Below are 22531 nucleotides of genomic sequence, written 5' to 3'. Positions count from 1 at the left end.
GATTTGAGTTTGCAGCAATACTCTCCAGAGGAATTACAAGAAATGTCACTCGTTGAACTCGCTTATCTTGTGATGGCAGAGAGAAAAGAAGCGCTATTATTTCAAGAGCTTGTTCGTGAAATTGCTGCTTTAGCAAATTTGCAAGAAGAAGATGTGAAGGGGCGCCTTGCGCAATTTTATACAGATTTGAATATCGACGGCCGTTTTATTTGCATTGGAGAAAATCGCTGGGGATTGCGCTCTTGGTATCCATACGATCAAACAGAAGACGAAAATGTTACAACGATCAAGCCGAAGAAGAAGAAAAAAGTATTGGATGAATATGATGATTATGATGAAGTTCTTGACGATGAAGAACTAGATTATGATGATCTCGATGATTATGAAGACGAAGAAGATGTCGATTTAGACGACGACCTCCTCGATGAGGACGAATTCGATCTCGATGAAGCGGATGAGTTCGATGAAGAACTGCTTGATGAAGATGAGTTTGAACTCGAAGATGAAGAAATGGACGATGAACTGCTAGAGATGGAGGAAGCAGAAGAGGAGGAAGAATGACCTTCCTCTTGACTTTACATGGCGGACTATGTAGAATTTTATTTGGGCTCTTTAAAAATTATTAAATATGATAACGCTCCCTTACAAAGGTAAGAGGGGCGTTTTTTATTTTGGCGCTTTGAGCACACTTTAAAGTGTTACATATATTTTTGGCAAGGGGGAAAAACAAGATGACAAAGTATATTTTTGTAACGGGTGGCGTTGTCTCGTCATTAGGAAAAGGAATCACGGCTGCCTCGCTAGGCCGTTTATTGAAAAATCGCGGATTGAATGTAACGATTCAAAAGTTTGATCCATACATTAATGTCGATCCAGGGACGATGAGTCCGTATCAGCATGGAGAGGTATTTGTAACGGATGACGGTGCAGAAACGGATTTAGATTTAGGACATTATGAGCGCTTCATTGACATTAATTTAAATAAATACAGCAACGTCACAACTGGGAAAATTTATTCTGCGGTATTGAAAAAGGAACGCCGTGGTGATTATTTAGGGGGAACTGTACAAGTCATCCCTCATATTACGAATGAGATTAAAGAGCGAGTGTTTCGTGCTGGCCGTGAAACAAATGCCGATGTAGTGATTACGGAAATTGGCGGAACGGTTGGAGACATTGAATCGCTGCCGTTTTTAGAAGCCATTCGTCAAATCAAAAGCGATGTTGGCCGCGACCATGTCATGTATATTCATTGTACGCTTGTTCCGTATATTAAAGCAGCTGGAGAAATGAAAACAAAGCCAACTCAGCATAGTGTAAAAGAATTACGCAGCTTAGGGATTCAGCCAAATGTCATTGTGGTTCGTACCGAAATGCCGATGTCGCAAGAAATGAAAGATAAAATTGCGCTATTTTGCGATATCGACCCGAAAGCTGTAATTGAAGCGCGCGATGCCGATACTTTATATGCTGTGCCGTTAATGCTGCAGGAGCAAAAATTAGATCAAATTGTTTGCGAACATCTCAAGCTGAACTGCCAAGAAGCAGATATGACCGAATGGAGGGCGCTTGTCGAAAAAGTGCGCCATCTTTCTGATAAAACGAAAATAGCGCTTGTCGGGAAATATGTAGAATTGCAGGATGCTTACATTTCAGTTGTTGAAGCACTTCGCCACGCGGGTTATGCTTTCGATGCAGAAGTAGAAATCCAATGGATTAATTCAGAACATGTAGATCGGGATAATGTTCATGAACTGTTAAAAGATGCTAGCGGGATCCTCGTTCCGGGTGGATTTGGTGATCGCGGCATTGAAGGAAAAATCGAAGCGATTCGCTACGCTCGGGAGCAGCAGATTCCGTTTCTCGGAATTTGTCTCGGCATGCAGTTGGCGTCAGTTGAATTTGCCCGCCACGTAGTTGGATTAGAAAATGCGCACTCATCAGAGATTGATCCAAATACTCCTCATCCTGTCATTGATTTGCTTCCAGAGCAAAAAGATATTGAGGATTTAGGAGGAACGCTGCGCTTGGGATTATATCCATGCAAGCTTGTTGAAGGAACTCTTGCCTATGAAGCTTATCAGGATGAGGTCATTTATGAGCGTCATCGCCATCGTTACGAATTTAATAACCAATATAGACAAATCATGGAACAAAAAGGATTTGTTTTTTCCGGCACAAGCCCAGATGGACGTTTAGTGGAGATTATTGAATTAAAGGATCATCCATGGTTTGTGGCGGCTCAATTCCATCCGGAATTTACTTCTCGTCCAACAAGACCGCAGCCGCTGTTCCGTGAATTTGTAAAAGCATCATTGCAGAAATAAAAACAGTAGAAAAAGACGATCTCGCATCAATGGCGAGATCGTCTTATTCGTTGTATTCCTCAAAAATTTCATGAATCGTAAAGAACAAGCAATAGTAGGCAAATAGCGCCATCATGACAGCTGGAAATCCAAAGCGCGTACCGTCATCCTTTGGAATAAGAGGCTTTACCAGCTTGCTGTCAATATGCACATCGGCTACATCGGCAAGCGAAGGCTCTTGAGGGACGGCAGCTGAAATGGCGACGACTGGAATGTTTTGCTGAATCAACTGCTCAGTTAATGCAATGGCACGCTCATCGTTGGAGAAGCGCGTAATGAGTAAAACACGATCGGTTTCATTCATATCTGCACGAATCGTTCCGTGCTTCATGAGTGGCTCGGCTTTGGGCAACATCTCTGCTCCCTTTATGGCCGTAAGAGCAACGGATTCCATCTCATCAAAGCCATGAATCAAAATGCGCCCGTCCCCGATCAATGCTTGAGCAAGCAGGCGCGCACCATCTTCGATCGCCATTTCTTCTTGCTCTGCGAGTTTTTTGAAGTAACCCGTTAATTGGGTGGAAAAAACTTTCATCATGCTTTTTTCACCGTCCTTTACATCATTACAGTATACTGAATTGGGGAAAGAACACAACCGTTTCATTTGGCTGCTGATGATCGCTACTGTATTCGTTTGCGGACAATGATGGAAAAGAGGCAGGAAATCAACAAAGAAATGCGGAATTATACAAATTAGCAAAACAAAGAATAGAGGTGCATAACAGATGGGAAACAAACTTTTAATCGTTGACGATCAATATGGCATTCGTATTTTACTAAATGAAGTTTTTCAAAGAGAAGGATATACAACCTTTCAAGCAGCTAACGGTATACAAGCATTAGAGATCGTCCAAAAGCACCAACCTGACTTAGTATTATTAGATATGAAAATTCCAGGAATGGATGGAATTGAAATATTAAAACGGATTAAGGCAATGAATGAGAACATTAAAGTCATTATTATGACAGCATATGGCGAGCTTGATATGATTCAGGAAACAAAAGATTTAGGCGCCATCATGCATTTTGCTAAACCATTCGATATTGATGAATTGCGGGAAGCTGTGAAAAAATATATTTCGTAATGCGCTTTCAATAAATTTTTGTGGAATTCCTAGGTGCGCATAATGTTGCTGTTTCGTCTCTAAGTTGGTATGCTTATAAAGTAAGGCCGAAGCGCGCCTTTCATACATAATGCAAGTTGTTGCGGCGATGCTGCGGCATAGCCTCCCTTTTGACGAAAGGCGGAGTTTAATGACAAGGAGGGTTTTTTATCATGCCTTTAGTATCGATGAAGGAAATGCTAAACAAAGCGTTAGCAGAAAAATATGCGGTAGGGCAATTTAATATTAACAACTTAGAATGGACCCAAGCCATTTTAGCCGCTGCCGAAGAAGAAAAATCTCCAGTAATCCTCGGTGTATCAGAAGGAGCAGCTCGATATATGGGCGGCTTTAAAACGGTTGTCAACATGGTGAAAGGATTAATGGAGGATATGAATATTACCGTTCCTGTGGCCATTCATCTTGACCATGGTTCCAGCTTCGAAAAATGTAAAGCAGCGATTGATGCTGGTTTTACATCCGTAATGATCGATGCTTCTCATCATCCGTTTGAAGAAAATGTCCAGATCACTTCACAAGTGGTCGAGTATGCCCATACGCGCGGCGTGTCTGTCGAAGCGGAGCTCGGCACAGTCGGCGGACAAGAGGACGATGTGGTGGCAGACGGCATTATTTATGCAGATCCAAAGGAATGCGAGGAGCTTGTTAAGCGTACAAATATCGATTGCTTGGCTCCAGCGCTTGGTTCTGTGCATGGTCCTTACAAAGGAGAGCCAAAATTAGGATTCAAAGAAATGGAAATTATCCGTGATTTAACGCGCGTTCCACTTGTATTGCACGGTGGTACAGGTATTCCGACGGAACAAATCCAACGCGCGATTTCACTTGGAACCTCAAAAATCAATGTAAATACTGAAAACCAAATGGCCTTTACAAAAGTTGTGCGTGAAATCTTGGCGCAAGATACAAAAGTATACGATCCACGCAAAATTATCGGTCCTGGCCGTGACGCTATTAAAGAAACCGTCATTGGGAAAATGCGCGAGTTTGGTTCCTCTGGCAAAGCTTTGTAATCAGATAGCCGCATCGTTTCGGTTTGAACCCGAAACGAGCGGTTTTGTTTCATTTCATTAAGGAATATGTTTAGGAGGAGAGAGCGATGAAATTCTTTATTGATACGGCAAATTTGGAAGAAATTAAACAGGCTAATGAGCTGGGGGTTTTAGCGGGAGTGACGACCAACCCGAGCCTTGTAGCCAAAGAAAACGTGTCCTTCCACGATCGCCTTCGCCAGATTACATCGATTGTATCAGGTTCTGTAAGCGCCGAAGTTATTTCAACGGATGCAGAAGGAATGATTCGCGAAGGAGAAGAGCTAGCGAAAATCGCTCCAAATATTACGATTAAAGTACCGATGACGCCAGAAGGTCTTAAAGCCGTTAAGGCATTTAGTGAAAAAGGAATTCAAACCAACGTTACCCTCATCTTTACTGCCAATCAGGCTCTGTTAGCTGCACGTGCTGGTGCAACATATGTTTCACCATTCCTTGGGCGTTTAGACGATATCGGTCATAACGGATTGGAGCTTATTTCAACGATTGCCAACATTTTTGATATTCACGGCATTGAGACAGAAATCATCGCAGCATCCATTCGTCACCCACTTCATGTAACGGAGGCAGCATTAAGAGGAGCTCATATTGCGACGATTCCTTATAAGGTATTAATGCAGCTATTCCAGCATCCACTTACTGATCAAGGAATTGAAAAATTTTTAGCAGATTGGAATCAGCAAAAACAGCGATAAAAATCATGAGTTTTGGTCTAAACTGTAAATAAGCGTTTCCGTTGCAATTCGCGCAAAAGCAAGGCATCTTCGCTGGAAGGGAGACTACAATGGAAAAATTAAAGATCATAGGCGGCGACCCTTTGCGCGGAACGGTGCGAGTCAGCGGGGCGAAAAACAGTGCTGTGGCGTTGATTCCAGCAACGATTCTCGCTGAATCGCCGGTAACAATCGAAGGGCTGCCTGATATTTCGGATGTTCGCGTATTAGGAGAGTTAATCGAGGAAATTGGCGGCACGTTCCATTTTGATGGCAAAGAAGCGACAATTGATCCGACGAACATCGTGTCAATGCCTCTTCCAAACGGAAAAGTGAAAATGCTGCGCGCTTCTTACTATTTAATGGGAGCGATGATCGGCCGCTTTAAAAAAGCTGTCATCGGTCTACCGGGCGGTTGTCATTTAGGACCGCGCCCGATCGACCAGCACATTAAAGGGTTTGAAGCGTTAGGAGTTAAAGTCACAAACGAGCAAGGAGCCATTTACTTGCGTGCGGATGAATTGCGCGGTGCCCGTATCTATTTAGATGTAGTAAGTGTTGGGGCAACCATTAACATTATGCTGGCTGCTGTACGCGCGAAAGGACGCACCATCATTGAAAATGCTGCAAAAGAGCCAGAAATCATTGACGTAGCCACACTACTGTCCAACATGGGGGCTAAAATTAAAGGAGCGGGAACGGATATTATCCGCATTGATGGGGTGGAGCGATTGACAGGGTGCCGTCATTCCATTATTCCTGATCGAATTGAGGCAGGAACATTTATGATTGCCGCAGCTGCCATGGGACAAGAAGTGATGATCGACAATGTGATTCCGCAGCATTTGGAGTCATTAACAGCAAAACTGCGTGAAATGGGTGTGCGTGTCGAAGCAAGCGATGATCAAATGGTGGTTGTTGGATCTCCACAAATGAAAGCGGTCGATGTGAAAACGCTCGTATATCCAGGCTTTCCAACAGATTTGCAGCAGCCATTCACAGCTTTATTAACCAAGGCACATGGGACAAGCGTTGTTACCGATACCATTTACAGTGCGCGTTTTAAACATATTGATGAGTTGCGGAGAATGAACGCCAACATTAAGGTAGAAGGACGCTCGGCCATCGTAACCGGTCCAACGCTGCTGCAGGGAGCGAAAGTGAAAGCGAGCGATTTACGGGCGGGTGCAGCTCTTGTAATCGCTGGTTTAATGGCGGATGGAATGACGGAAATTACTGGGGTCGATCATATCGACCGTGGGTATAGCCATCTTGTCGAAAAATTGACAGGATTAGGCGCAACCATTTGGCGGGAGAAAATGACCGATCAGGAAATTGAGCAAATTCAAAATCTATAGGCAACGAAGGGGAGAGGGAGAAGTCACAATGGAAAGAAGTTTATCAATGGAGCTTGTTCGTGTAACGGAAGCAGCGGCATTAGCCGCAGCGCGCTGGATGGGTCGCGGAAAAAAGGATGAAGCGGACGGTGCGGCGACATCGGCGATGCGTGACGTCTTTGACACGATTCCAATGAAGGGAACAGTCGTTATCGGTGAAGGAGAAATGGATGAGGCGCCGATGCTATATATTGGTGAAAAGCTAGGAAACGGTTATGGGCCGCGTGTTGATGTGGCAGTTGACCCTCTAGAAGGAACCAATATCTTGGCATCTGGGGGCTGGAATGCATTGGCGGTAGTAGCAGTAGCCGACCATGGAAATTTACTTCACGCTCCTGATATGTATATGGATAAGATTGCCGTTGGCCCAGAAGCAGTAGGGATGATTGATATCAATGCGCCAATTATAGACAATTTGAAAGCGGTTGCGAAAGCGAAAAATAAAGATATTGAAGACGTGGTGGCCATCGTGTTAAATCGCCCGCGGCATGAGCATATTATAGCGGAACTGCGAGAGGCCGGCGCCCGCATTAAACTCATTAATGATGGCGATGTGGCCGCAGCGATTAATACGGCGTTCGATCATACCGGGGTTGATATTTTGTTTGGATCAGGAGGAGCGCCAGAAGGTGTATTAGCCGCTGTGGCGTTAAAATGCTTAGGTGGTGAAATTCAAGGGAAGCTTCTGCCGCAAAATGACGCAGAATTGGAACGGTGCCAAAAAATGGGATTAAATGTCGACAAAGTGCTGCGTATGGAAGATTTAGTAAAAGGGGATGACGCTATTTTTGCTGCAACGGGTGTCACTGACGGTGAGCTTTTGCGAGGAGTTCAATTTAAAGGCTCTTATGGAGAAACGCATTCCCTTGTCATGAGGGCGAAATCAGGCACGGTTCGTTTCATTGACGGGCGGCACAGCTTAAAGAAAAAACCTAATTTAGTCATTAAACCATAAGCCATGTGAGCGAGGGGCAGATGCAGCTTCCCTCGCTCCTTTCTATCACGCTGTCACTAGTCAAATGGCTGGAAAGATGAAAAGCCAAGGAATTCATCCCATTTTTGTAGAATGGGAACGTTTCATTGACAGCCTATGGTGTTTTAATTTATCTAGAAACTGGAGTGCATCAGATGAGAAAAGGACAATAACAAGCTTCATATCGCCGCAAATGTTCAGTTACATCTACTCATATAGCACCTCAACCCGCTCATTTTTGTTGCAAGGTCCAAATGGATGATCTATCATCATCATTTTATGGGCGCTTGCCTATGTAGTATTCCAATCAATCGGCGAATGGATGATATGTAATCGATCTCATCCGCAAATGATCAACATCCGGCTCCGCACGTCCCTTAGCTTTACTTCGGAGGAAACACTCTAACCTGTATTGATCATGATAAAAATAAAAAATGGTTGATTAAAAAACTGTAAAAAGGGTAAAATAGTCATGCCGTGTGTGCATAAAAATAAGCTCTGCGATTTTTTGCTTCTTTAACATATAAACCTTCGTAATCTTCTTTCATCCCATCCATAGCTTATTTCATAAATTCATTTGGTGTATATGGGAGAGAATGAAAAATAGTAAAAGTGTGGTGGCGAAATGGACTTAACAATCTCGGTATTAGAAAATATGAAACTTAAAGAGCTATATGAACTAGCTCGGCAATATAAAATTTCTTATTACAGTAAACTAACAAAAAAAGAGCTTATTTTCGCTATTTTAAAAGCACAGGCTGAACAAGACGGATTATTGTTTATGGAAGGCGTTCTCGAAATCATTCAATCAGAAGGGTTCGGGTTTTTAAGGCCGATCAATTACTCTCCAAGCTCAGAGGATATTTACATTTCCGCTTCGCAAATTCGCCGCTTTGATTTAAGAAATGGCGATAAAGTTTCAGGAAAAGTTCGTCCTCCTAAAGAAAATGAACGATATTATGGGCTTCTTCACGTGGAGGCTGTAAATGGCGAAGACCCTGAAGTAGCGAAAGAACGCGTTCACTTTCCTGCCTTGACGCCGCTTTATCCAAGTCGCCAAATGAAATTAGAAACAACGCCGGATAAGCTGTCGACGCGAATTATGGATTTAATCGCCCCGGTCGGCTTTGGCCAGCGCGGGTTAATTGTCGCTCCCCCAAAAGCAGGGAAAACAATGCTTTTAAAAGAAATCGCTAACAGTATTACGACAAACCATCCGGATGTCGAGCTGATTGTCCTTCTAATTGATGAACGTCCTGAGGAAGTGACCGATATTGAACGCTCGGTAGCGGGCGATGTTGTCAGCTCGACGTTTGATGAAGTGCCGGAAAACCATATCAAGGTTGCTGAGTTAGTGCTTGAACGCGCGATGCGTCTCGTTGAGCATAAGCGCGATGTTGTCATTTTAATGGACAGTATTACTCGTTTGGCAAGAGCCTATAATTTAGTCATTCCGCCAAGTGGACGGACACTTTCCGGAGGGATTGATCCAGCCGCTTTCCACCGTCCGAAACGATTTTTTGGAGCTGCGCGCAACATTGAAGAAGGCGGCAGCTTGACGATTTTAGCGACAGCGCTTGTCGATACCGGCTCGCGCATGGATGATGTGATTTATGAGGAATTTAAAGGAACGGGCAATATGGAGCTGCACTTAGATCGCTCGCTGGCGGAACGTCGGATTTTCCCAGCTATTGATATTCGCCGTTCTGGTACTCGTAAAGAAGAATTGCTGATTCCAAAAGAGCATTTAGACAAGCTTTGGTCGATTCGCAAAACGATGTCGGATACACCAGATTTTATCGAGCGCTTTTTAAATAAGCTTCGCCAAACGAAAACAAATGAAGAATTTTTCTCGATATTAGACGATGAATGGAAAAATATAGGGATTAAAAAATAACCAGTTGCAAAACCATAACACCCTTGCTATAATTTTATCATGTGTGTTTTGTCAAACAATGAGAAATGACTCACAACGGATAGAGAAACTCTGTTTCGAAATGATTCAGGGCGGAAGGAGATGAAAAGAAATGAAAGCAGGCATTCATCCTGAGTACAAAAAAGTGATCGTAAAATGTGCTTGTGGAAACGAGTTTGAGAGCGGCTCTGTGAAAGAGGAAGTGCGCGTAGAGATTTGCTCTGAGTGCCATCCATTCTACACAGGACGTCAAAAATTCGCTTCTGCTGCAGGACGTGTTGATAAATTCAACAAAAAATACGGCCTTAAATAATAGAAAACGGCTCGCTGAGCGATTAGCGTGCCGCTTTATCATTACTTCGATGAGTAAACGTACAGAACAGGCAAGCGAAGTTGATTCACTTGCCTGTTTTTTCATGAAGTTTGGAAAGAAAGGGGAAGCCCCGATGGATGTAATGAAACAATCAGGCTGGCTCGAGGTGATTTGCGGCAGCATGTTCTCTGGAAAATCAGAGGAGCTGATCCGCCGCGTTCGTCGTGCTACATTTGCAAAGCAGGAAGTGAAGGTATTTAAACCTGCGATTGATAACCGCTATAGCGAAGAAGCGGTTGTATCTCATAATGGCGCTTCAGTGATTGCTATTTCCGTCGCGACTGCTGAGGAAATATTAGAATACATATCAGAAAAAACGGATGTCGTTGCCATTGATGAAGTGCAATTTTTTGATGAGCAAATTGTCGAAATTGTGCAAACGTTAGCAGATCGCGGTTATCGCGTCATTGCAGCTGGATTGGATCAGGATTTTCGCGGTGAACCATTTGGTCCTGTGCCGACATTAATGGCGATTGCCGAATCGGTCACAAAGCTTCAAGCAGTATGTACGGTATGCGGTTCCCCAGCAAGCCGTACACAGCGACTCATTAATGGCAAACCTGCTTCTTATTATGATCCGGTGATTTTAGTGGGAGCCAGTGAATCATATGAGCCGCGTTGCCGCCATCATCATGAAGTTCCTGATAAGCCAGAGAAGCGAGACCGTAATGGAAGCGAAACCGAACGTATCATTCGGTAGTGCATGGTACATTCTGCTATCAATATTTCTGTCATAACAGGAAAAGATAACGGCAGGGAGGCGACGAATGATGAAAAAGGTACTGCCGTTACTTTTCGGTGTGCTCCTTTCCGCATGTGCACTGAATCCAACCGATTCACAATATCATGCGCAAAAGGAAGATCAAAACGGAAGAAAACTAATGACAGGGGATCGGGCCAAGCCCAATTATGATCGAATGTATAATCATTTTGATGATCCAGAAAACACCAATCAAAACCCGAATTTTATAAGCTTGACCGATGGCAGCGAAAATAATCGTGCGGATGTGCGAAAAGCGGTTCAAGTAGTGGAAAAATATACAAATTATGAGGCTGGATCGGTGTGGATGAATGGTGCTGACATGTGGATCACCGTTCATGCACGAAACCGTCTGTCGAATGAGCAGAGACAAAAAGATCAAGCGCGTTTGCAGCAATTATTGACAAAGGCAATCCCGACCTATCGTGTTCATGTACGAATCCATGACTGATATGTGCCTGCTCTGCAATAGGGTTTTTGGTGCTGCATAATATTGAGAGATGCAATTGGACAGATGAACATGTGCAGTGATGAAGTTTAACGGTCGGAAGGTAAGCACATATACTTGTCTTCTGACCGTATGTGTTTACAGACATATCCCTTCAATCTCTAAAAGTTTATTTATGATACATAAGTAATGAACGATTTCAGCATGGAATCGACTGTCAAATGATATCAATCCAATGAGAGGATAGAACCTATCGCCCATTCAAAAGCAGAATGTCATTTCTTAGACGGTTGGCGACAAGTCCGTCCATGATCTCGCTCATGCTAAAGCGTAACCACGAATGGAATCATCTCATAAGATTTTTATTTGCTCATCTGAGAGGAATCTATCGGCGCATCCAATGAATGGGGTTGATAGGGTTAACATCAGCTGCGCTGGATGACGCCGCTAAAATGGAAAGGTTGAAAGATGAACTCCGTTCTATATAAAAAAACAGAAGAGTCCTGCCGGGGAACAGCTTATTGGCCACCTGAAATAAAAAGCCGTTATACTGTATCCCGGTTTTTTTGTGGACAAAAAATTGAGAATAATTATAAAATTAGTAAAAGGTTATAATTAGGATGGAGAAAGTATGAACATTCACAAATTCATGATGCCAGAAATCATTTTTGGAAACGGATCCATTCAGCAGGTGGGAGAAAGCTGCTTACGGCTTGGTGCGACAAATGTCTTGATTGTCAGTGATCCAGGTGTGATCGCAGCAGGGTGGCTAGATGTGGTCATTCAAAGCTGTAAGCAAGCGGGCTTAAAGTACACTACTTTTTCTGATATCACGATTAATCCGAAAGATGAAGAAGTAGAAAAGGGATGCCGCGTTTATATGGAGCATGAGTGTGACTCCATTATTGGCGTTGGCGGCGGCAGTTCGATTGATGTAGCGAAAGCGATTGCCATTCTCGCCACCAATGGCGGCCAGATTCAAAGCTATGAGGGAGTGGATAAAATCCACCATCCGCTTCCCCCGCAGGTCATGGTTGCGACTACCGCTGGATCAGGTTCAGAAGTATCGCAATTTTCCGTTATTGTCGATACAAAAAAGCAGAAAAAGATGACCATTATTTCTAGATCTCTTATTCCAGATATCGCGATTATTGACCCAGAAACGCTCGTCACAAAAAGTGCGGAGTTAACCGGAGCGACGGGGATGGATGTGTTAACACACGGCATTGAAGCCTATGTCAGCTTGGCGGCTACACCTCTGACCGACGTTCAAGCGAAGAATGCGATTTCTCTAGTGGCGGAATATTTGCGGCCTTCTGTAGCTTCCAAAATGAATCGGGAGGCTAAGACGAATATGGCAATGGCAAGCTTACAATCCGGGCTTGCCTTTTCCAACGCCATTTTAGGAGCTGTCCATGCGATGTCGCATGCAGTAGGAGGAAAATACAACCTTTTGCATGGCGATGTCAATTCTATTTTGCTTCCTCATGTAATGGAGTACAATCTTTTAGCCAATCCTAAGAAATTTGCTGATATTGCTCTTTTTCTTGGCATGGATATACGCGGAATGTCTCATATGGAAGCAGGGAGAAGAGCCATTGAGTATGTCAAACAATTAACGGCCGATATTGGGGCTCCCCAACGTTTGTCATCTATTGGGGTAGAAGAAGAAGAAATGAAAAAAATGAGCCTCATGGCTTTACATGATGCTTGCATGATTACCAACCCGAGAGATGTAACGGCAGAAGATATTGAAGAAATATTTAGAAGGGCATGGTAGCGATGAATGAGCGGCAGCAAATGATTAATTTGTTAACAGGGGTGCAATCCTCCAAGAAAAGCTATTATACCGAATTAAAGAAAATGGTAGCGGAATTAAAAAAGAAAAATATGCAGCTGGAAATTATCAATGACATTACGAAAAGCTTTAATATTGATATGTCAATGGATGATATGCTGAAAAATACCTTTGATAAGCTGAGAGAAATTTTTCCTATCAAACGAATTAGCCTATCTTTATATGAAAATGATAAGCTCACATTGACGAATGTCTATCCTTTGCATTCGCTATACTTCCCCATTGGTTTTACGTTGCCGAAGGAACGCTCGATTTATTGGAAAGTGATTCAATCGCTGCAGAAACTTTTTTATCAAGTGCAGGAGAAAGAGGAGAGTTATGTAGAAAACGCTGTCTACCGAGAGCTTGGCATGAAAAGCGTATTGCTTGTTCCGTTGATTAGCAAAGGACAGGTAATCGGCGTATTAAGCATCGGAAGCTCTGAAATCGTCCGATATGATGAAGCCGATCTCTCGTTTTTCCAGCAATTTGGCGATCAGTTGGCGGTTTGCATCGAAAATGCAAGGCTTTATCGCGAGGTGCTTGTCAGTAAAAAAGAATGGGAGGAAACATTTCGGGCTGTTTCGGAAATGATTTTAGTCGTTGATTTAGAAGGCCGTATTTTGCGATATAATGATGCAGCGAAAGAATTTTTTCAAATTGGCGGGTCCCCGCATACTAGAAATATATGTGAGCTGTTAGCGATTGAGCAAAATGAAAACCCTATCATGGAAAATGTAGCAACACAAAAACCCGTTTATCGTCGCTTTCATATTCAGCAACGCATATGTGACTTTCATTCGTATCCAGTATTTAACGAAAACCAAAGCATTTACGCTGTGATTATTTATATCAATGATATTACAGAAAAACTTCAGATTGAGGCGCAATTGGTGCAATCAGGGAAATTGGCCGCCATTGGCGAAATGGCGGCGGGTATTGCTCATGAGCTGAACAATCCGCTGACAGCGATTCTTGGCAATGCTCAGCTATTGTTGAGATCTTTCCCGAAAGAAGAGCGTTCTTCCACACTTTTATCCGATATTTATTCATGTGGAAAGCGCTGCAAAGCCATTATTCAAAACCTGCTGACATTTGCCAGACAGGATGAATATCGGTTTGCGGACTGTTCCATTAATGATGCGGTTGAACAGGTGCTGGGGCTGATCAGGGATCAAATTCAAAAGCAAAATATCGTCATTCAGGTCAATCTGGATCATTCCGTTGAATGGGTGGAAGGGAATCTTCAGCAAATTGGCCAAATTGTATTAAATCTTTTAATCAACGCCAAAGATGCACTGGAAGAGAGGGAGGGCGCTGAAAAAGTAATCGCAATTGAAACAAAAACGATCGTTGAACATGGGAGTAAATGGGTAACCCTTTCTGTCAAAGATAATGGTATTGGGATCGACAAACAGCATCTGCAGGAGATTTTTAACCCGTTTTTTACGACTAAACGGCCAGGAAAAGGAACAGGGCTTGGTCTATCTGTTAGCTTAGGAATTGCACAAGCTCACGGAGGGACAATTGAAGCCATAAGCGAACGAGGAAAAGGAAGTGAGTTTATTTTAAAGCTTCCGGCAAAGCGATAGAATGGAGGCAGAGAACCGATGAGCTATATTTTAGTGATTGATGATGAACGAGAGGTAGGCACCTTTTTTCTGCATTTGCTAGAAGGAAGAGGGTATCGCGTAAAGCTCGGATTCAGCGGCAAAGATTTCTCTAAACTCATTCAGCAATACTCGTTTGATCTCGCATTTATTGATGTCAAACTTCCGGACACAAACGGTTTAGACTTGTTAAAACAGCTGAAGCGCACACAGCCGACGTGTAAAGCTGTGGTAATGACGGGATACAGCACGGTCAAAACCGCGGTGGATGCGATAAAATATGGAGCGAGCGACTATGTAGAAAAACCGTTTGATGATATTGAGCAGCTGGAAGAATTAATTGAAGGACTGTTAAATAACGGTATCGCTTCATCACAAGACGACATGTACAAGCTCGCGGAAACGCTTGGGTTTGTTGTCGGGACGAACAAGGAAATGAAGGATCTGTTAAAATTGGCTTATAAAATTGCGAAAAAAAATGTCAATGTGCTCATTGAAGGGGAAACAGGAACAGGAAAAGAAGTGCTTGCCCAGTTTATTCACCACGCGAGCCTTCGCTACGACCAGCCTTTTATTGGAATAAACTGCGGAGCCGTTTCCGAAACATTGTTGGAAAGCGAACTGTTTGGTCATGAGAAAGGGGCTTTTACAGGAGCGATCAAAGAAAAGAAAGGCATCTTTGAGATTGCTCATCGCGGAACATTATTTCTCGATGAAATTGGCGAAGCCTCGCTGGCCATTCAAGTCAAATTGCTGCGAGTGTTAGAGACTGGCGAGTATATGAGGGTAGGCGGTGAGGTCATCCGCAAAACCAATACGAGAATCATTGCGGCTTCACATGTCGATTTGTCTAAAGCAGTAGAAGAAAAAAAGTTTAGAGAAGATCTTTTGTATCGGCTTGACGTAGTCAAAATCGCGATTCCGCCGCTTCGAGAGAGAATAGAAGATTTGCCGCTTTTGCTTACTTATTTTTTAAAAAAGATGAACTCATCATTATCTTTTTCCGAAGAAAGCCTTTTCTATTTGAAGCGTTATCATTGGCCGGGAAATATAAGAGAGCTGATGAATGTGGTCAAGCGGGCGATCACATTAGCGGAAGGAGAAACACAGGTGATTACGCCACAGTATCTTCCGGAAAAAATCAAAGGAGAAACCCATCCTCCATCTGTACGGGTGCATGAAAAGGAGCAAGAAGAAATCGATTTAGAAACCTATTTGCAGCAATGGACGAACCATGTATTGTCATTGTGGAAGAATAATCATCCACAAGTAGATCTTGAATATGTATTGTCATTGGTGAAAGAATTAGAGACGCAAATTGGCCGTTCCTTTGTCATAAAAACATTAAAAGAAACGATCGGAAACCGAAAGGAGACAGCAGAGCGATTAAATATCACCGTTCGTAAATTGCGGTATTTATTAAAAGAAAAGGGAGCAGATTCAAAAGTATAGCTGCTTTTGCATCCGCTCCTTTTTCCTTTTGTAAAAAAGCTTCAGCCTCTAATGGTGTATCATTGGCCAGAAAATGGAGAGGCGGCGGCTCGCCCTCATGGACGAGCCACGTGCCCCTTAGCTGTGAATCGTTTAGAAAAACCCTTGCGCTTTTGGATGATAGCTGACGAGAAGGTTTTTGGTTTGCTGGTAGTGAGCTAACATCATTTTATGAGTTTCGCGGCCGATTCCTGACATTTTATAGCCGCCGAATGCCGCATGAGCCGGATAGGCGTGATAACAATTGGTCCACACTCTTCCTGCTTGAATTCCCCGGCCTAGCCGGTAAGCGGTATGAATATTTCTTGTCCACACACCGGCGCCCAATCCGTATAATGTATCATTGGCAATGGCTAGCGCTTCCTCTTCACTTTTAAACGTTGTGACAGATACGACAGGACCGAAAATTTCCTCTTGGAAGATCCGCATTTTATTATGTCCTTTGAATACGGTCGGCTGAATATAATAGCCGTTTTCAAGGCCCGCGATGTGGTTTCGGTCTCCGCCGATCAGGCATTCCGCTCCCTCTTGCTTGCCGATATCAATATAGGAAAGGATTTTTTCCATCTGTTCGGACGATGCTTGCGCTCCGATCATGGTGCTTGTATCCAATGGATTTCCGGCTTTAATATTTTTGACACGTTCGAGCGCCCTTTCCATAAATACAGCATAAATGGACTCGTGGATCAAGGCCCGCGACGGGCATGTGCAGACCTCTCCTTGATTCAGGGCAAACATCGTAAAGCCCTCAAGCGCTTTATCTAAGAAATCATCCTCTTCGCTCATTACGTCCGGAAGAAAGATATTCGGCGATTTTCCGCCTAACTCAAGGGTGACCGGGATAATGTTTTGTGAGGCATACTGCATAATTAAACGTCCTGTTGTCGTTTCGCCTGTAAAAGCAATTTTCGCAATGCGCGGACTGGATGCTAAAGGTTTTCCGGCTTCAAGGCCAAAACCATTGACGATATTGAGCACTCCTGGAGGCAAGAGATCCCCGATTAGCTCCATTAAAACCATAATGGATGCCGGTGTTTGCTCTGCAGGCTTTAAGACAATGCAGTTTCCGGCCGCCAGCGCCGGGGCGATTTTCCAAGCTGCCATGAGAAGCGGGAAATTCCACGGAATGATTTGGCCAACGACCCCGAGTGGCTCATGAAAATGATAAGCAACGGTATCATCGTCAATTTGGCTGATGGATCCTTCTTGAGCGCGGATCACTCCCGCGAAATAACGGAAATGATCGATAGCTAAAGGAAGATCTGCATTTAGCGTTTCTCGAATAGGTTTTCCGTTTTCCCATGTTTCAGCGACCGCCAGCATTTCTAAATTTTCTTCCATGCGGTCTGCAATTTTGTTTAAAATCGTGGCGCGGAATGCAGGAGACGTTTTGCCCCACGCTTCCTTCGCCGCGTGGGCTGCGTCGAGCGCCAGTTCAATATCCTCCGCTTGGGAACGGGCTACTTCGCAAAAAACCTCCCCTGTAACAGGAGTGATGTTTTCAAAATATTGTCCTGAAATAGGCGGTGTCCATTCCCCGTTAATGTAATTGTCATATCTTTTTTTAAATTGAACTTTGGCGCCATTTTCTCCGGGCCGGTTATAAATCATAAGATGATTCCTCCTTATTTGGCTGGTGCAGGAGCCGCTTGTTCCACCGCTCCTGCCAGCTTGAATATCTATTTAGAAAGTGTTATTGCATGGTTAAAACGATGCGGCCGTTGATTTGTCCTTTTTCCATCCGTTCAAACACTTCGTTAATATGCTCCAAAGAAACCGCTTCCACAATAGGGCGAACCTTTCCTTGGGCTGCGAAGTTAAGCGCTTCCTGCATGTCCTTTCTTGTTCCTACGATGGATCCCTTAACGGTGATGCCGTTTAAGACGGTATCGAAAATAGGGATCGGCAGCTCGTCATGAGGCAATCCGACGACAACGAGGCAACCGCCGCGTTTGATAGATTGATAGGCTTGTTCAAATGCTTTTTTCGTGACAGCTACGCTAATAGCCGCTTGTACGCCGCCGACTTTTTCATGAATGGCTTGTACCGGATCTTCCTTTAAGCCATTGATGGCGATATCCGCTCCTAATTTTGTAGCCAATTCTGCTTTATCATCGCTGATATCGACGGCTACTACATTGAATCCCATTGCTTTCGCGTATTGCAGAGCGATATGTCCTAAGCCGCCGATTCCATAAATGGCTACCCAATCCCCCGGTTTAGCATTGGATACTTTCAGAGCTTTATAGGTTGTGACCCCGGCGCAAAGAATCGGTGCGACCTCCACCGGATCTAGGTTATCTGGAATGCGCGCGACATAATCCGCTGGCGCTTTACAATATTCTGCGTATCCGCCGTCAACAGAATAACCGCCATTCAATTGATGAGGGCAAAGGGTTTCTTGGCCGCTTAAGCAATATTCACATTCCCCGCATGCGGAGTAAAGCCAAGGAATTCCTACGCGATCTCCCACTTTAATCGATTTCACCCCCGGTGCCACTTCGACGACGACTCCCACTCCTTCATGTCCTGGAATGAGCGGAAGCTTTGGTTTGACGGGCCAGTCCCCATGAGCGGCATGCAAATCGGTATGGCAAACGCCGCACGCTTCGATTTTCACGAGCACTTCGCCGTACTCAAGCTTTGGTTTTTCTACCTCTTCAATTTGAAGCTTTTGTTTGAACTGATGAACAACAGCTGCTTTCATTCTCCCAATCCCCTTTCCGAAAAATTTTTCGTCATCTACCATTAATGCAAAAAGTATGCCAAGTAAAAAAATCCGCTTCCTGTCCGCAAAGGGAAACGGAATCTTATGGCTCAGCGAAGCATCACGAGCAGATCGTCTGGCATGCAGATAGGCGGATTCCTTCTATATGGACGGAGGGGCAGGCGTGCATTCGCTAGCAAATGATGCCGAAAATTTGTCGATTTTGTCCTAATTCTTGGCACTTTGGTCAAAAAATCGCCTGTTCGATAAGAGGAAGCTGAGACGTAAACATTCGTGTACATGAAGTCGAGCTCATCCGTCGATCGTGTTTCATGACGATCTCCATTTCATTGAATGTGTCGATATTGATTTCCCCGCAATGAGCAGGAACGACAGTCGGGCAGGCTTTTCTGACAATGAATTTGGATACATATCGTTCCCGTCCCAAGTTTGTGTTTATCGATAAGGGGATTGAACAATCGTTATCACATCTCCACTCTGTTAGAAAGGAGAGACGTTTCATTAACCCTCATGAGACTTTATTTAGCTGGACCGGAAGTACTTTCGTATTTCATCAGATTGTAGTATAATTACAAATTAGACTGTGTATGGACAAAGACAGAGGTGAATCATGTGTTTGAGCGTCTTCAAGCAGTAGAAGAACGTTATGAAAAATTAAACCAGCTGTTGATGGATCCAGAAGTTATTAATGATCCAAAAAAGCTTCGCGACTATTCAAAAGAACAGTCCGATTTAGAAGAAACCGTGCATGTATATCGCGAATATAAGTCTGTTCGCGAGCAGCTGGCAGATGCGAAAGCGATGCTAGAAGAAAAATTGGATCCTGATATGCGCGAAATGGTAAAAGAAGAAATTAACGAATTGGAAGAGCGCGAGGAAGCGCTAGTAGAAAAATTAAGAGTATTATTGTTGCCGAAAGACCCGAACGATGACAAAAACGTCATTATGGAAATTCGCGGCGCGGCTGGCGGAGAAGAGGCGGCGCTGTTTGCGGGCGACTTATACCGTATGTATACTCGCTATGCGGAATCCCAGGGATGGAAAACGGAAGTCATCGAAGCGAGTCCAACAGGATTAGGCGGTTATAAAGAGATTATTTTTATGATTAACGGAAAAGGGGCGTACTCAAAATTAAAGTTTGAAAATGGCGCTCATCGTGTTCAGCGTGTTCCTGAGACAGAATCGGGCGGACGCATCCATACATCGACAGCAACCGTTGCCTGCTTACCTGAAATGGAAGAGGTTGAAATTGAAATCAACGAAAAAGACATTCGTGTCGACACGTTCGCTTCAAGCGGACCAGGTGGACAAAGCGTCAATACGACGATGTCCGCGGTGCGCTTAACGCATATCCCGACCGGAATCGTCGTTTCATGTCAAGATGAAAAATCGCAAATTAAAAATAAGGAAAAAGCGATGAAAGTATTGCGTGCCCGTATTTATGATAAATATCAGCAAGAAGCGCGTGCAGAATATGATCAAACACGCAAACAGGCGGTCGGCACAGGAGACCGTTCTGAGCGGATTCGCACTTACAATTTTCCGCAAAATCGCGTAACGGATCATCGAATCGGGCTCACGATTCAAAAGCTTGATCAAATTCTAGAAGGGAAGCTGGATGAGATCATCGATGCGCTGATTCTAGACGATCAATCGAAAAAATTGGAGCAGGCGAATCATGAGTTATAAAATTTACGAAGTCCTTCATTGGGCTTCTTCTTTTTTAGAAGAGCATGGAAAAGAAGCGCGTGTAGCAGAATTACTGCTGCTTCATCATTTACAAATGACCAGAGCGCAGCTGTTTGCTTGTCTGCGAGAGGAGATTAGTGAAAAAGCGTATCAAGGGCTGATTGAAGATCTCTATCAGCATGTAAAGGAACATACCCCTGTACAATACTTAATTGGCGCGGAGGAATTTTATGGTCGTTCATTCCTCGTCAATCGCGAGGTTCTCATTCCAAGGCCAGAAACGGAAGAGTTAGTGGAAGGGGTGTTAAAGCGCATCCAGCGATTTTTTCCTAATCAAACAGTGGTTGATGTTGTCGATGTAGGAACAGGCAGCGGAGCGATCGCTGTAACACTGGCGCTCGAAAACCATACACTGCGCATGAGTGCGATTGATATTTCACAAAAATCGCTGCTGGTAGCACAAGAAAATGCCCGCCGCCTTGGAGCGGAAGTAGAATTTTGGTTAGGGGATTTACTGCAGCCGCTCATTCAGGCAAAACGTAAAGTGGATGTGGTTGTGTCTAACCCTCCGTATATTCCAGAGCGTGATATCGCTTTGCTTTCTCCAATTGTAAAAGACCATGAACCGCGAAAAGCGCTTGTGGGCGGCAAGGATGGCCTTGATTTTTATCGGCGTTTTATGGCTGAACTGCCTTTGGTGCTGAAAAGCCGTTCCATTGTCGCATTTGAAGTTGGGGCAGGGCAAGGAGAAGCGGTAGCTCAACTGCTGCGGCGAACATTTCCGCAGGCTGCTGTTGACGTCGTTTTTGATATCAATGGAAAAGACCGCAATGTTTATGCGGAAATTGAACCGCTGTTATAAGGCAAAGGCCATCTCGCACCCGCATTCTCGCTCATGGCCCATCACGGAGAACGGGTGCGATTTTATGATATGATTGGTCGTTGGAATCTGTGGTACATCATGGCTAATCAATGCAGCAGGAAGACGGAGGTGCGCAGAAACGGGGGCTTTGTCGGAGGAATTCCCCATAACGAAGGCAAAATCAAAGATTTTCTTTGATGATGTTGCATGAAAGCTTTCAATCCATTAATTTATTGTTTTATTTTTTAGATTCATAGTTTAAAAATGGATAGCACTGTCCAAAATAGGTTAGTGAAAGGACGGTGCAATATAATGAAAAAACTAGCAATTGTATTATATATTTTTTTATTGGCAATCGGTGTGTTTGTGAATGTGTATGGTCAGCAAACAGAGGCTGGTGAAAATGCGCAAGTGATGATTCCAGATCAGGCGATCCGTCTGCGTATCCTAGCCAACAGCGATTCGGATGAGGATCAAGCATTGAAGCGTAAAGTGCGCGATGCGGTGAATGAACAAATTAACGGCTGGGTCGCTCATTTAACCTCATTCTCTCAGGCTGAGCAAGTCATCCGCTTACATTTGCCTGATATTGAAAAAACGGTGGCTGATGTGCTGAAAAAAGAAAAGAGCGATCAAACCTACCATGTTCAATTTGGCAAGGTGCATTTTCCGACTAAGATTTATGGGAACTATATTTACCCGGCAGGGGAATATCAAGCGATTCTTATTACTCTAGGGGAAGGAAAAGGAGCAAATTGGTGGTGTGTGTTGTTTCCGCCGCTATGTTTCCTCGACTTTTCCAATGGCGAAGCCGTGAAAGCAGAAGAGGGAGCCAAAACAGAAGTGACTCCGGCATCAGAAAAAGCAGAAGCTCATAAGAATGAAGAGCATATGAATAAGAAAGTTGTGAACAAGCATCAGCCAGAGGCAGATCCAGAAAAAGACAGTACCACATTTGTTAAAAAAGAAAAAACAACAAAGGATCATGAGCAAGAAGAAACGGAAAATTCGCCAGCGCTGCAAGCAGCTGGTGCCGGCACGGCTGTGATGTCCTCATCAGACGTTGTCGTCAATGATGACGACGATAAAGTAGAGGTAAAATTTTTCATCAAGGAAATGATCGGAAAAATTTGGCCGTAATCATTTTTGTGGATAAATGCAGAAGTTTGGATTCATAAACAAATAGTTACCCA

The 22531-nt window shown here is 43.9% G+C and carries 20 protein-coding genes; 17 read left to right on the top strand and 3 right to left on the bottom strand.

Annotated features, from left to right (window positions below; all coding sequences use genetic code 11):
• Positions 1–3 precede the first annotated feature (3 nt).
• The gene (gene rpoE, locus GRQ40_RS17755) at positions 4–561 is read left to right on the top strand and encodes a DNA-directed RNA polymerase subunit delta (RefSeq protein WP_044741521.1); all 558 of its coding nucleotides are present in this window, start codon (positions 4–6) and stop codon (positions 559–561) included.
• A 170-nt stretch (positions 562–731) separates the two neighbouring features.
• On the top strand, positions 732–2327 hold the full coding sequence (locus tag GRQ40_RS17750; protein ID WP_044741522.1) for a CTP synthase: 1596 nt from the start codon (positions 732–734) through the stop codon (positions 2325–2327).
• A gap of 43 nt (positions 2328–2370) precedes the next feature.
• Here the strand turns inward: GRQ40_RS17750 and GRQ40_RS17745 are convergent, their stop codons facing one another.
• The gene (locus GRQ40_RS17745; RefSeq protein WP_201295965.1) at positions 2371–2904 is read right to left on the bottom strand and encodes a DUF2529 domain-containing protein; all 534 of its coding nucleotides are present in this window, start codon (positions 2902–2904) and stop codon (positions 2371–2373) included.
• A 187-nt stretch (positions 2905–3091) separates the two neighbouring features.
• On the opposite strand from GRQ40_RS17745, the gene GRQ40_RS17740 reads away from it, so the two are divergent.
• The 12 genes from GRQ40_RS17740 to GRQ40_RS17685 all read left to right on the top strand — a co-directional run bounded on the left by GRQ40_RS17740 (position 3092) and on the right by GRQ40_RS17685 (position 16020).
• Positions 3092–3451, top strand: a complete 360-nt coding sequence (locus GRQ40_RS17740; RefSeq protein ID WP_044741523.1) for a response regulator — start codon at positions 3092–3094, stop codon at positions 3449–3451.
• 191 nt (positions 3452–3642) lie between these two features.
• The gene (locus GRQ40_RS17735; protein WP_044741524.1) at positions 3643–4503 is read left to right on the top strand and encodes a class II fructose-bisphosphate aldolase; all 861 of its coding nucleotides are present in this window, start codon (positions 3643–3645) and stop codon (positions 4501–4503) included.
• 86 nt (positions 4504–4589) lie between these two features.
• Positions 4590–5237, top strand: a complete 648-nt coding sequence (gene fsa / locus GRQ40_RS17730) for a fructose-6-phosphate aldolase (protein WP_080862201.1) — start codon at positions 4590–4592, stop codon at positions 5235–5237.
• A gap of 89 nt (positions 5238–5326) precedes the next feature.
• A complete protein-coding gene (locus GRQ40_RS17725; protein ID WP_044741526.1) occupies positions 5327–6613 on the top strand; it encodes a UDP-N-acetylglucosamine 1-carboxyvinyltransferase in 1287 nt (428 codons plus the stop codon).
• Between the two features lie 28 nt (positions 6614–6641).
• A complete protein-coding gene (gene glpX / locus GRQ40_RS17720; protein ID WP_066150651.1) occupies positions 6642–7607 on the top strand; it encodes a class II fructose-bisphosphatase in 966 nt (321 codons plus the stop codon).
• 643 nt (positions 7608–8250) lie between these two features.
• Positions 8251–9522 (top strand): transcription termination factor Rho, encoded by a 1272-nt coding sequence (gene rho, locus GRQ40_RS17715; RefSeq protein WP_044741528.1) that lies wholly within the window; start codon positions 8251–8253, stop codon positions 9520–9522.
• Positions 9523–9652: 130 nt separating this feature from the next.
• Entirely contained in the window at positions 9653–9853 is a 201-nt protein-coding gene (rpmE, locus tag GRQ40_RS17710) for a 50S ribosomal protein L31 (RefSeq protein ID WP_044741529.1), read from the top strand.
• A 133-nt stretch (positions 9854–9986) separates the two neighbouring features.
• Positions 9987–10613 (top strand): thymidine kinase, encoded by a 627-nt coding sequence (locus GRQ40_RS17705; RefSeq protein ID WP_066150649.1) that lies wholly within the window; start codon positions 9987–9989, stop codon positions 10611–10613.
• Positions 10614–10680: 67 nt separating this feature from the next.
• Positions 10681–11124, top strand: a complete 444-nt coding sequence (locus GRQ40_RS17700) for a hypothetical protein (protein ID WP_231734678.1) — start codon at positions 10681–10683, stop codon at positions 11122–11124.
• 628 nt (positions 11125–11752) lie between these two features.
• The gene (locus tag GRQ40_RS17695; protein WP_044741531.1) at positions 11753–12901 is read left to right on the top strand and encodes an iron-containing alcohol dehydrogenase; all 1149 of its coding nucleotides are present in this window, start codon (positions 11753–11755) and stop codon (positions 12899–12901) included.
• A gap of 2 nt (positions 12902–12903) precedes the next feature.
• Positions 12904–14550 carry a GAF domain-containing sensor histidine kinase gene (locus GRQ40_RS17690; protein ID WP_159720632.1) on the top strand — a complete coding sequence of 549 codons (1647 nt, stop codon included), beginning with the start codon at positions 12904–12906 and terminating at the stop codon, positions 14548–14550.
• A gap of 18 nt (positions 14551–14568) precedes the next feature.
• The gene (locus tag GRQ40_RS17685; protein WP_159720630.1) at positions 14569–16020 is read left to right on the top strand and encodes a sigma-54-dependent transcriptional regulator; all 1452 of its coding nucleotides are present in this window, start codon (positions 14569–14571) and stop codon (positions 16018–16020) included.
• A 132-nt stretch (positions 16021–16152) separates the two neighbouring features.
• Here the strand turns inward: GRQ40_RS17685 and adh are convergent, their stop codons facing one another.
• Positions 16153–17670 (bottom strand): aldehyde dehydrogenase, encoded by a 1518-nt coding sequence (gene adh / locus GRQ40_RS17680; protein ID WP_080862204.1) that lies wholly within the window; start codon positions 17668–17670, stop codon positions 16153–16155.
• A gap of 82 nt (positions 17671–17752) precedes the next feature.
• A complete protein-coding gene (adhP, locus tag GRQ40_RS17675; RefSeq protein WP_044741534.1) occupies positions 17753–18766 on the bottom strand; it encodes an alcohol dehydrogenase AdhP in 1014 nt (337 codons plus the stop codon).
• A gap of 633 nt (positions 18767–19399) precedes the next feature.
• Between adhP and prfA the strand changes: the two genes are divergently transcribed.
• The 3 genes from prfA (at position 19400) to spoIIR (ending at position 22478) form a co-directional block, all read left to right on the top strand.
• Positions 19400–20476 carry a peptide chain release factor 1 gene (prfA, locus tag GRQ40_RS17670; RefSeq protein ID WP_159720628.1) on the top strand — a complete coding sequence of 359 codons (1077 nt, stop codon included), beginning with the start codon at positions 19400–19402 and terminating at the stop codon, positions 20474–20476.
• A complete protein-coding gene (gene prmC / locus GRQ40_RS17665) occupies positions 20466–21338 on the top strand; it encodes a peptide chain release factor N(5)-glutamine methyltransferase (RefSeq protein ID WP_159720626.1) in 873 nt (290 codons plus the stop codon). Before prfA ends, prmC begins: the two co-directional genes overlap by 11 nt.
• Before the next feature lie 312 nt (positions 21339–21650).
• On the top strand, positions 21651–22478 hold the full coding sequence (gene spoIIR / locus GRQ40_RS17660) for a stage II sporulation protein R (RefSeq protein WP_159720624.1): 828 nt from the start codon (positions 21651–21653) through the stop codon (positions 22476–22478).
• The last annotated feature ends 53 nt before the right edge of the window (positions 22479–22531 follow it).

It is taken from the genome of Anoxybacillus sp. PDR2, from assembly GCF_009834045.1.
GTDB lineage: Bacteria > Bacillota > Bacilli > Bacillales > Anoxybacillaceae > Anoxybacteroides > Anoxybacteroides rupiense.
Note: the sequence above shows the minus strand (reverse complement) of the source record. Positions and strands in the feature narration are given on the sequence as shown.

What these genes read in the sequence shown, in the direction of transcription:
- GRQ40_RS17695 (WP_044741531.1), top strand. Translation starts at nt 11,753, where the DNA reads ATGAACATTCACAAATTCATGATGCCAGAAATCATTTTTGGAAACGGA.
- rho (WP_044741528.1), top strand. Translation starts at nt 8,251, where the DNA reads ATGGACTTAACAATCTCGGTATTAGAAAATATGAAACTTAAAGAGCTA.
- prmC (WP_159720626.1), top strand. Translation starts at nt 20,466, where the DNA reads ATGAGTTATAAAATTTACGAAGTCCTTCATTGGGCTTCTTCTTTTTTA.
- GRQ40_RS17745 (WP_201295965.1), bottom strand. Translation starts at nt 2,904, where the DNA reads ATGATGAAAGTTTTTTCCACCCAATTAACGGGTTACTTCAAAAAACTC.
- GRQ40_RS17700 (WP_231734678.1), top strand. Translation starts at nt 10,681, where the DNA reads ATGATGAAAAAGGTACTGCCGTTACTTTTCGGTGTGCTCCTTTCCGCA.
- GRQ40_RS17750 (WP_044741522.1), top strand. Translation starts at nt 732, where the DNA reads ATGACAAAGTATATTTTTGTAACGGGTGGCGTTGTCTCGTCATTAGGA.
- fsa (WP_080862201.1), top strand. Translation starts at nt 4,590, where the DNA reads ATGAAATTCTTTATTGATACGGCAAATTTGGAAGAAATTAAACAGGCT.
- rpmE (WP_044741529.1), top strand. Translation starts at nt 9,653, where the DNA reads ATGAAAGCAGGCATTCATCCTGAGTACAAAAAAGTGATCGTAAAATGT.
- adhP (WP_044741534.1), bottom strand. Translation starts at nt 18,766, where the DNA reads ATGAAAGCAGCTGTTGTTCATCAGTTCAAACAAAAGCTTCAAATTGAA.
- glpX (WP_066150651.1), top strand. Translation starts at nt 6,642, where the DNA reads ATGGAAAGAAGTTTATCAATGGAGCTTGTTCGTGTAACGGAAGCAGCG.
- spoIIR (WP_159720624.1), top strand. Translation starts at nt 21,651, where the DNA reads ATGAAAAAACTAGCAATTGTATTATATATTTTTTTATTGGCAATCGGT.
- adh (WP_080862204.1), bottom strand. Translation starts at nt 17,670, where the DNA reads ATGATTTATAACCGGCCCGGAGAAAATGGCGCCAAAGTTCAATTTAAA.
- GRQ40_RS17735 (WP_044741524.1), top strand. Translation starts at nt 3,643, where the DNA reads ATGCCTTTAGTATCGATGAAGGAAATGCTAAACAAAGCGTTAGCAGAA.
- GRQ40_RS17740 (WP_044741523.1), top strand. Translation starts at nt 3,092, where the DNA reads ATGGGAAACAAACTTTTAATCGTTGACGATCAATATGGCATTCGTATT.
- GRQ40_RS17690 (WP_159720632.1), top strand. Translation starts at nt 12,904, where the DNA reads ATGAATGAGCGGCAGCAAATGATTAATTTGTTAACAGGGGTGCAATCC.
- GRQ40_RS17705 (WP_066150649.1), top strand. Translation starts at nt 9,987, where the DNA reads ATGGATGTAATGAAACAATCAGGCTGGCTCGAGGTGATTTGCGGCAGC.
- GRQ40_RS17685 (WP_159720630.1), top strand. Translation starts at nt 14,569, where the DNA reads ATGAGCTATATTTTAGTGATTGATGATGAACGAGAGGTAGGCACCTTT.
- GRQ40_RS17725 (WP_044741526.1), top strand. Translation starts at nt 5,327, where the DNA reads ATGGAAAAATTAAAGATCATAGGCGGCGACCCTTTGCGCGGAACGGTG.